Annotated in this window: 9 protein-coding genes and 1 pseudogene; 5 read left to right on the top strand and 5 right to left on the bottom strand. The window is 72.2% G+C overall.

The genetic code is table 11. The annotated features are described in order from the left end of the window. Positions 1 to 30 precede the first annotated feature (30 nt). The 4 genes from ACWEOE_RS37810 to ACWEOE_RS37795 all read right to left on the bottom strand — a co-directional run bounded on the left by ACWEOE_RS37810 (position 31) and on the right by ACWEOE_RS37795 (position 3,922). On the bottom strand, positions 31 to 1,092 hold the full coding sequence (locus tag ACWEOE_RS37810; RefSeq protein ID WP_452017925.1) for a hemolysin family protein: 1,062 nt from the start codon (positions 1,090 to 1,092) through the stop codon (positions 31 to 33). Continuing rightward, entirely contained in the window at positions 1,089 to 2,468 is a 1,380-nt protein-coding gene (locus ACWEOE_RS37805; protein WP_452017924.1) for a hemolysin family protein, read from the bottom strand. The genes ACWEOE_RS37810 and ACWEOE_RS37805 overlap by 4 nt, the downstream gene beginning before the upstream one ends. Positions 2,469 to 2,671: 203 nt before the next feature. After that, positions 2,672 to 3,238, bottom strand: a complete 567-nt coding sequence (locus tag ACWEOE_RS37800) for a TIGR03086 family metal-binding protein (protein ID WP_452017922.1) — start codon at positions 3,236 to 3,238, stop codon at positions 2,672 to 2,674. A gap of 78 nt (positions 3,239 to 3,316) precedes the next feature. Beyond that, positions 3,317 to 3,922, bottom strand: coding sequence for a TetR/AcrR family transcriptional regulator (locus tag ACWEOE_RS37795; protein ID WP_452017920.1), 606 nt, complete (start codon positions 3,920 to 3,922; stop codon positions 3,317 to 3,319). A 184-nt stretch (positions 3,923 to 4,106) separates the two neighbouring features. Here ACWEOE_RS37795 and ACWEOE_RS37790 point away from each other — a divergent pair, with 184 nt between their 5' ends. From ACWEOE_RS37790 to pip, 5 genes and pseudogenes are all read left to right on the top strand, one after another. After that, positions 4,107 to 4,493 (top strand): hypothetical protein, encoded by a 387-nt coding sequence (locus tag ACWEOE_RS37790; RefSeq protein WP_452017918.1) that lies wholly within the window; start codon positions 4,107 to 4,109, stop codon positions 4,491 to 4,493. Further along, the gene (locus ACWEOE_RS37785; protein ID WP_452017916.1) at positions 4,490 to 5,104 is read left to right on the top strand and encodes a DUF3558 domain-containing protein; all 615 of its coding nucleotides are present in this window, start codon (positions 4,490 to 4,492) and stop codon (positions 5,102 to 5,104) included. Before ACWEOE_RS37790 ends, ACWEOE_RS37785 begins: the two co-directional genes overlap by 4 nt. Then, positions 5,105 to 6,391 carry a WXG100 family type VII secretion target gene (locus ACWEOE_RS37780; RefSeq protein WP_452017914.1) on the top strand — a complete coding sequence of 429 codons (1,287 nt, stop codon included), beginning with the start codon at positions 5,105 to 5,107 and terminating at the stop codon, positions 6,389 to 6,391. Beyond that, positions 6,388 to 7,137 (top strand): ESX secretion-associated protein EspG, encoded by a 750-nt coding sequence (locus ACWEOE_RS37775; RefSeq protein WP_452017912.1) that lies wholly within the window; start codon positions 6,388 to 6,390, stop codon positions 7,135 to 7,137. The genes ACWEOE_RS37780 and ACWEOE_RS37775 overlap by 4 nt, the downstream gene beginning before the upstream one ends. 29 nt (positions 7,138 to 7,166) lie before the next feature. After that, positions 7,167 to 8,104 (top strand): annotated as a pseudogene (gene pip, locus ACWEOE_RS37770) (prolyl aminopeptidase). An 82-nt stretch (positions 8,105 to 8,186) separates the two neighbouring features. Here pip and ACWEOE_RS37765 read toward each other — a convergent pair. Next, positions 8,187 to 9,383, bottom strand: a complete 1,197-nt coding sequence (locus tag ACWEOE_RS37765; RefSeq protein ID WP_452017929.1) for a Glu/Leu/Phe/Val dehydrogenase dimerization domain-containing protein — start codon at positions 9,381 to 9,383, stop codon at positions 8,187 to 8,189. Positions 9,384 to 9,391 lie beyond the last annotated feature (8 nt).

Raw genomic sequence — 9,391 nt, 5'->3', positions numbered from 1 at the left:
ACACGCTGCTCGGCACCACCGACCTCACGCTCACGCAGTTCTTCTGGGCGCTGGTTCCGGCGGCCTCGCTGCTGATCCTCTGGGAAGCCGGCAAGCGACGAGGTCCTCCAGCGCCACGACACCCACGGCCTGGCCGGCGGCGTCGAGCGCTCGCGCGAGGTGGCTGCCTTCCTTGCGCATCGCCGAGAGCGCCACGTCGAGCCGCGCGTCGGCGCGCAGCTCGGTCAGCGGCCGGGTCTTCGAGTCCGGCACGCTCGTGTCGGGGCTCTGGCCGACGAGGTCGAGCACGTCCTTCACGTGGATGTACCCGGTGAGCGTGCCGTCGTCGGTGCAGACCGGGAAGCGCGAGAACCCGGTGGAGGACACCGCGCGTTCCACGTCGCCGAGCGTCGGTCCACAAGGGAGGGTCGTGAGCTGGGCCGTGGGCACGAGCACGTCGGACACGGTCTTCGCGACCGACGACAGCGTCTGCGAAAGCCGTTCGTGCTCCGACTGTTCGAGCAGGCCCTCCCGCCGCGACTCACTGAGCAGCTCGGCCAGCTCGTCGGAGGTGTAGGCCGTTTCCAGCTCGTCCTTCGGCTCCACCTTCACCAGCCGCAGGAACGAGTTCGCGACCCAGTTCAGGAACCAGATCACCGGGTTCGCGAGCTTCACCCACGCCACGTGCGCGGGCACCAGCCACAGCGCGAGCCGCTCCGGCTCGGCGATGGCGAGGTTCTTCGGCACCATCTCGCCGATGAGCACGTGGAGCATCGTGATGAACGCCAGCGCGATCGCGAACGAGATCGGGTGCAGCAGCTGTTGCGGCAGGCCGAACAGGTCGAAGAACCCGGACAGCCGGTGGGCCACGGCGGGCTCGCCGAGCCGGCCGAGCAGCAGCGAGCAGATCGTGATGCCCAGCTGCGCGCCCGCGAGCATCCTCGAGACGTGCCGGCTCGCGTTGATCACGATCCGCGCGCGCGTCTTCCCCTGTTCCAGCAACGCTTCCAGCCGGTCGCGCCGCGACGAGATCAGGGTGAACTCGGCGCCGACGAAAAACGCGTTGGCGAGCAGCAGCACCACGACGAGGGCGATGTTCAGCCAGTCGGTCACGCGACCACCTCGCGTTCGGTGACCGGCCGGGGCTCGGCGTCCGGCCCGGCGTTCGGGGCCGGGCCGGGTTGCACGGGCCGCACCTGCACCTCGGCGATGCGGTGGCGGTCCATGCTCGTGACGGTGAGCCGCCAGCCGTCGACGACCGCGGCGTCGCCTTCGGCCGGGATGCGGCCGAGGCGTTCGAGGATCAGGCCGGCGATCGTCTCGTAATCGCCGTCGGGCATGCGGAAGCCGGTGACCTCGCTGACCTCGTCGGCGCGCAGCTGGCCGGACACGAGCCAGCTGTCGGAGCCGAGCTGCTGCGAAGCCGGGGCTTCGCGCTCGTCGTGCTCGTCGCGGACGTCGCCGATGATCTCCTCGACCACGTCCTCCAGCGTGACCAGCCCCGCCGTGCCGCCGTACTCGTCCACGACGATGGCGAGCTGGTAACGCGAGTCGCGCAGGCGGTTGAGCAGGTCGTCGCCCGGGAGCGACTCGGGCACGGTCGGCACCGGCCGCATGACCGAGCCGATGCGCACGCTGGCGCGCTCGTCACCGGGCACGGCGAAGGCCTGCTTCACGTGCACGGCGCCCTGCACGTCGTCGAGGTCTTCGCGGTAGACGGGAAAGCGCGAGAACCCGGTGCGCTGCGAGATCCCGATGAGGTCGTTGATCGTGTCGTCCACGGTCAGCGACTCGACCTGCACGCGCGGGGTCATGAGCTCCTCCGCGGTGCGCTCGCCGAAGCGCAGCGAGCGGTCCAGCAGCTCCGCCGTGGAGGTGTCGAGCTTCCCGCTCTCGGCGCTGGAGCGCACGATCGAGCCGAGCTCCTGTGGCGAGCGGGCCGACCGCAGCTCTTCCTGCGGCTCGACGCCGAACTTGCGCACCACGAAGTTGGCGCTGTTGTTCATGAGCGTGATGAGCCAGCGGAACAGCGCGGAGAAGCGCGAGTGGTAGCCGGTCACGGCGCGGGCCGTGCGCAGCGGGCGCGCGATCGCGATGTTCTTCGGCACCATCTCGCCGAGGATCATCGACAGGAACGTGGCCAGCACCAGCGCGACGGCGATCGACACGCCCGCGGCGACGGGCTCGGGGAGGCCGACCGCGTCGAAGACCGGGCGCACGAGCTCGCCGATGAGCGGCTCGGCGAGGTAACCGGTGACCAGCGTGGTGAGGGTGATCGCGACCTGCGCGCCCGAGAGCTGGAAACTCAGCGTGCGGTGTGCCTTCTGCACCGAGAGCGACCGGCGGTCGCCCACCTGGCGCACGTCGGCGTCGACGGTGCTGCGCTCGAGCGCGGTCAGCGAGAACTCGGCGGCGACGGCGAGGCCGGTGCCGATCGTGAGGAGGATGAAGACCAGCACGCCGGCCACGGAGAGCAGGACGTGGATCATGCCGCACCGTCCTGGACGGCGGAGGGGGCGGCGGTCAGGGAACAGCCGGGATGTCGACCCGGCCCGGTACTGTCACCGGGCGATTGCGCGGCGCGCACGAATGGAGTCACTCCTACTCGGGAAATCGGCTTGTACTGCGACGATGCCGACAATCCTAACGTGCGCCGGCCGTCGGACGGGTGACAACCGGCGTGTCGGGCGCCTCAGCGCGGCCGCCGGCCCAGCAGCGCCACGAGCCGGGTCACGTCGCTCGCCGACCGCCCGACCGCCACCGGCGGGCCGAACAGCCCGATGCCCTGCCAGTCGTCCACCCACGGGCGCACGACCTCGAGCAGGCGCGCCGCGAGGTCCGAGGGAATGGGGTTCGGCCGGTCGAGCGCCACGGCGAGGTCCCAGGCGTGCACGGCGAAGTCGATCGCCATCTGCCAGCCGTACTCCTCGGCCGGGATCAGGCCGAAGGACACGTGCACGGTGCGCTGCGGCACGCCGGCCACCAGCCAGGCTTCGCGAGCCGTTCGCGACGCGGCGTCCCACGTGGTGACCGGGTCGTCGCCGAGCTGGTCCCCGTCGAAGCGGTCGCCGATGTCGTCGAGGGTGGCGCCGTCGAGCAGCGGTGGCACCCACAGCTGTTCGACGACCAGGTGGTTCACGAGATCGCGCACGGACCAGTCGCTGCACGGCGTGGCCCGACCCCAGTCACCCGGCCCGATCTCGTGCACGGCCCAGTCGAAGACAGCGAGCGACTGGCCGTGGGCGTCGAGGAATTCCACCGGGCACATTCAACACGACCACGCGCGCGGCGCAGTGTGAGACTTACTGTGCCGATGGTCGTGCGCCAGGGGGTCGGCCTACTTTTGGTCGGATGGGTAACGGCCGGCGCCGAGCCGGTGGCGCCGCACCGTCTCCTCGACCAGATCGAGCACGGGCCCGAGGTCGTCGCCGGGCAGCCCCATCGCCAGGTGCGAGACCAGGCCTTCCAGCACGAGCTCGAGGAACGCGGTGAGCACGTCCACGTTGACGTCGTCCCGCAGGTTGCCGGCTTCGCGCTGGCGCATGAGCCGTTCGCGCGTGGCGGTGGTCAGCTGCTCGGAGCGCTCGGCCCAGCGGCCGCGGAACTCCGGGTCGGTGCGCAGCCGGCGCGACACCTCGAGCCGGGTGCCGAGCCAGTCGGCGGGGTGCTCGCTGTCACCCGAGAGCAGCTCCCGCATGACCTGGACCAGGCCCTGCTCGGCCACGACGTCGGCCATGCGCACGGCGTCGTCCTCGGCGAGCGCGAGGAACAGCGACTCCTTGTCGCGGAAGTGGTGGAAGATGGCGCCACGGGACAGACCCGTGGCCTCCTCGAGGCGGCGGACTGTGGCACCCTCGTACCCGTAGCGGGCGAAGCACACGCGCGAACCGTCGAGGATCTGGCGCCGGCGTGCGTCGAGGTGATCCTGGCTGACCCGTGGCATCCTGGAATCCTGACAGCCGGGACGGGGTCCTCGCAATCCGTACGTACGTACTGTGACCGCGAGTCGCCGGAACCGCTGCCTGTTTTTCTCCGTCTCACGGCGGCCGCGTAATGCTGACACGGCCGTGGGCGATGGCTACGCTGTGCGCCATCACGGTGAGTGAGACTGGGGAGAGGAACGCGCCTTGATCATCGGCGAAGCGGGCCGTGCGGCCCAACGCGTCTTCGGCGACGTGTCCGGCCCCGTCTACGGCGGTGGTGGCGGCGGGGGCACGTTCGAGATGGAGCCCGCGGAGCTCGACGCCGTGATCGGCCTGTGGGAAGACCAATTGACGAAGATCACCGCGGACGGCCGCAAGATCGCGGAGATCGTCACGGCGTTGAAGGCTCCCGGGAAGGATCCCGCCAGCAGCGGCTATGTCAGCACGGGCGGCGACTCGTTGCGCGCGTTGCAGGAGCAGAACGATTCGATGCGGCAGTACGTGCAGGGTTACGTCGCGAAACTGAAGGCGGCGAAGGACAAGACCGTGGCGACCGACCAGGCGAACGCCGAGCTCGGCCAGGCACGATGAGGCGAACCAGTGCGAGGGCGGCGTGCGCCGTGCTCGTGGCCGCCGCGGTGGCCGGGTGCTCGACCTCCACACCGGGCATCGCGCAGCCGGCTCCGAGCAGCACTGCTGCCTCCGCCCCCGACTCGCGGGCGCCGAAGGTGAAGGATCCACTCGATCCGGCCGCATACCTGGGCAAGCCTTGTGCGCTCGTCCCGCAAAGCGTGCTCGCCCCCTTGCGCTATCCCGCGCAGGGCGAAGCAACCGTGACCGGGCCGTTCGCCGAGGCGGGGCCCGGCTGTGGCTGGCAGATCGGAGCCGAGGGGCTCAGCGTCCAGATCATCATCGGCACGGGCAACCGAGCGCAGGGGATGGGTGGCCTCGCCGGCGTCTACCGCGCGAAGGACGCGGGGCAACTGGGCTTCGTCGACCCCGCACCGTCGGTGGTCGGTTACCCGGCGGTGTTCAGCGACCTCACCGATCGGCGCGCGAAGGGCGACTGCAACCTCTGGGTGGGTCTCGCGGACGACCTCGCCTTCGCCACCGCGGCCCAGGGTTACCAGGGCGAGCAGGATTCGTGCCAGGTCGCCCGGACCGTGGCGGGCGCCGTCGTCGGCACACTCAAGGGGGACTAGGTGGACGGCAAGCAGATCTACGACAACTTCAGAACCGGTGACACCGCTGGCTTGCGCGCCGCGGCCGCGCAAGTGCAGGAGCTGTCGTCGGCGTACCTGGAGCGCGCGCAGAGCATCAAGGACCTCCAGGACCGCATGGCGAAGTCGTGGTCGGGCAACGGCGCCGACGCGGCCAACGCGGGGGCCGGGCCGCTGGAGAAGGCGTTCGCGGACACCGCCGACCCGCTCGACATGACCAACGCTTCGGTGGAGATGCAGGCGAGCAGCTTCGAGGACTCGAGCCACGCCGTGGTCGAGGTGCCGCCGAAGCCGGACAAGCCGAACCCGTGGACGGCCGGGCTGAAGGCGGCGATCCCGATCGCGGGGCCGTTCATGGCGGCCCACGACGAGAACTCGTACCAGGACAAGCTGAACAAGTACAACGCCGCCAACGACACCAACGTGCGCGTGATGGACCAGTACAACGGCGTCACCACCAGCACGAAGTCGGTGCTGCCGACGCAGTACGGCACGCTCGAGTCCGACGGCGCGGCGATCCGCCTGACCACGCCCACGCCCCCCGGCCACGTGATCGTGCCCGGATCACCCGGCTCCACGACCACCGGCGGCGCGACGAGCGGGGGCCACAACCCGGCCACCGGGTTCCACGCCACCACCGGCGACCAGACCGGCGATCGGACCGGCCACGTCACCGGCGGGCACCCCGGGACCGGCCACACCGGCGGCACGGACACGGGCAGCGGAACGACGGACACCGGCGGCACGCACCACCCGACGGACACGACCACCACGCAGAGCACCGGCGGCACGACCACGGTGACGCCACCGGGCACGCGGCCGACGGTGCCGCCGGCCGGTCCGAACCAGCCGTTCGGGCCCGGCGCGGGATCCTCCGGTGGCTCGCTGTTCTCGCGGGCCGGATTCGACCTGGTGCCGGGTGCGAACGGACTGTTCGGCGCCGAAGGCCCGGCCGGCCGGGGCGGGGCCGCGAGTGGCCGGTTCGGTGGCTCGGCCGGCGTGGCCGAAGGGGGAGCCGCGCGAAGCGGCCCGGGAGCCCGGTCGGGTCTCGGTGGTCTGAACCCCGTGGCGGCCGAGGAAGCCGCCGCGGCCCGGGCCGCCTCCACCGGACGCGGTGGTACGACCGTGGGACCCGCGGGAGCCGCCGGCCGCCGCGGGGAAGAGGAGGAGGACGCCGAGCACCGGCGGCCCGACTTCCTCGTGGAGCCCGACCCCGACGCCCTCTTCGGCACCGACCAGCGGACGATCCCGCCGGTCATCGGCGAATGACCGCCGTGGCCGGACGGGTCGACCTGCCGCTGGAGGCACTCGCTGCGCTCGCCGAGCGCGAGCAGGTCGGCTTGTTGCACGTGACGCTGCGCCCCGAACCGGTGTGGCTGTCGGACCTCGAACGCGAAGAAGCGGCGGAGCGCGTGGACGATGCGCTCGCGCAGGCCGGGCTCGTCGACCGGCGCGGGCGCGCGACGGTGGACTTCCTCGACTGGCTGCCGCTGCTGGCGCGGCCCGCCGAGGAGTTCTACGGCTGGGTCGCGACCGGCGGCCGCACGTACGGCGTGCTGGTGGCCGCCGGCGGACTGCAGGCGGTGCTCGCGGTGTCCGACGGCGAGCACGTGGGCGTGCAGGAGATCGACCGGCAGCGGCTGGTCGAGACCTTCGTGGAGCAGCTGCCGGCCGTCGGCGCCGGCGGGGGCACGCCGCGTTCGGTGCGGGTCTCCGACCTCGCCGACGCCGCCCGCCGCGGCGAGGACGCGTACCCGCTCGAACCGGAACTCGCCGACGTGGTGAGCCTGGTGCAGCGGCCGGTGCACGGCAGCGGCGAGCTGTACGCCGCGCGCCGCGACGAGGTCGGCCGCCGGGTGTGCGTCGAGGAGCCCCTGCACTACGCCGACACCGACTGGGGCCGCTACCTCAGCCACACCACCGGCACGGGCGCCGACGCCGTGATCCACCTCGGCCCCGCCACTCCCACGGCCCTGTGCCACACGCTCGGGGAGCTGGCGCAAACCCTGGTCTGACCCCGCCGGAAGGACATCCTGTGCCCGGACTGCACCCCGAGATCACCCCCTACCGCAGCGGACTGCTCGACGTCGGTGACGGTCATGCCGTGTACTGGGAGGAGTGCGGCAACCCGGAAGGCAAGCCCGCGCTCGTCGTGCACGGCGGTCCCGGGGGCGCCTGCCGGCCCGCGCACCGCCGCTTCTTCGACCCCGACCGCTACCGCGTGGTGCTGTTCGACCAGCGCGGGTGCGGACGCAGCACACCCCACGCGGGCCCGTCGCCGATCTGTCCGCGAACACCACCGCACACCTGCTGGCCGACGTGGAGGCGCTGCGCACCACGCTGGGCATCGACACCTGGCTGCTGTTCGGGGGTTCGTGGGGCTGCGCGCTCTCGCTGCTGTACGCCGAACGCCATCCCGACCGCGTGAGCGAGCTGGTGCTGCTGGGCCTGGCGACGGACCGGCAGGCCGAGCTCGACCTGCTCACGCGCGGGCTCGGCGGGGTGTTCCCCGCGGCCTTCGCGAAGTTCCGCGCCGGCGTGCCGGCGGCCGAGCGCGACGGGGACCTCGGCCGGGCCTACCACCGGCTCCTGATGGATCCGGACCCGGCCGTGCACGAGCCGGCCGCGATCCGCTGGTGCGAGTGGGAAGACGCGATGCTGTCGCAGGAATCGCCGTCGCCGGTGTTCGCGGACCCGGTCCACCGGCTCGCCTTCGCGCGGCTCGTCACGCACTACTTCGCCAACGGCTGCTTCAGCGAGGACGGCGCCATCCTGCGCAATGCCCACCGCCTTGCCGGGACCGCGGCCGTGCTGGTGCAGGGCGTGCTCGATCTCGGCAACCTCACCGGCACACCGTGGCTGCTCGAACGCGCGCTGCCGGACGCGCGGCTGGTGCTCGTCGGCGACTCGGGGCACACCACGGCCACCGGCTCGGCGAGCGACGTGCTCGTCCGGGAACTCGACCGCCTCGCTCGCACCTGACGCTCGCCGGGGGAGCTCGCGTGGTGCCCCGCCCCCGTCGCGGGGCACCACGCGACCCCCGGTTCATGGGGGATGCGCCTGATTACGGGATGAGCAGGGCAGGCGCACCCTCGTTCGCCTGCGCCTGTGCCCGCGCGGCGCGCGTGGTCTCGGCCAGTCGCAGCCCGGTCACCCGCGGCGGCACCCGGTCGAGGTGCCACTCGGTCAGCAGCAGCGCCACCTTGGCCTGCATCTCGGTGCGCAGCCGCAGGAACGAGTCGGCCGGGTCGGCGCCCACCTCGCCGAGCAGCAGCCACCACGCCCACGCGGCCGCGCCGGCGTTCGCGACGAAGTCCGGGATCACCGCGACGCCGCGGGCGGACAGCGCCGCCTCGGCCTCAGCCGTCGTGGCCGCGTTCGCCGCTTCCACCACGACCTGGGCTTTCACGAGGTTCTCGTTGTCCACGCGCAGCGCGTACGAGATCGCGGCCGGCACGAGGATGTCGGCGTCGGTCGCCACGATCGCCTCGCGCGGCAGCACCTGCACGCCTTCGGGCAGCCGCGAGCGGTCCACCTCGCCGAAGCGGTCGCGCAGGTCGAGCAGGGCCGGCACGTCGAGGCCCTCGGGGTTGTGGAGCGTGCCCGCGGCGTCGGCCACGGCGACCACCTTCACGCCGGCTTCGTGCAGGTACCACGCGGCGCCGCCGCCCATGGTGCCGATGCCCTGGATCGCCACCGTCGTCCCGGCCGGCTCCCAGCCCCACGCCGCCGCGGCGCCGAGGCAGGCCTGCGCGACGCCGTAGCCGCCGATCACGTCACCGAGCAGCAGCCCGCCGGGCACGGGGGCGTTGAGCCCGGCCTGCACGCGCCGCAGAGTGCGTTCCGGATCGGCCGAACGGCGGATCGCGGCGTGGTACGACTGCTCCAGCCCCAGCTTCTCGAACACGGAGTCGATGAGGTGCTGCGGCACGCCGAGGTCCTCGGCGGTGACCCAGCTGGCGTCGAGCCACGGCCTCAGGAACTCGCAGAACCGCGTGAGCACGCCGAAGGCCCGCGGGTCCTTCGGGTCGAAGTCGAGACCGCCCTTGGCGCCGCCGACGGGGAGGTTGAACGTGGCCGTCTTGTTCGCCATGCCGCGCGCGAGGTCCTCGACCTCGCCCATCGTGCAGCCCGCCCGCATCCGCGTGCCGCCCGTGGCCACGCCGGACACCAGGCTGTGCACGACCAGATAGCCGTGCGCACCGGTGACGGGGTCGGTCCACGTCAGCCTCATCAACGGTTCGGCGTTCTGCACGAGCATCGGGCCGC

The sequence above is a fragment of the Amycolatopsis sp. NPDC004368 genome (genome assembly GCF_053602515.1).
This window is presented reverse-complemented; position numbering and strand designations above follow the sequence as displayed.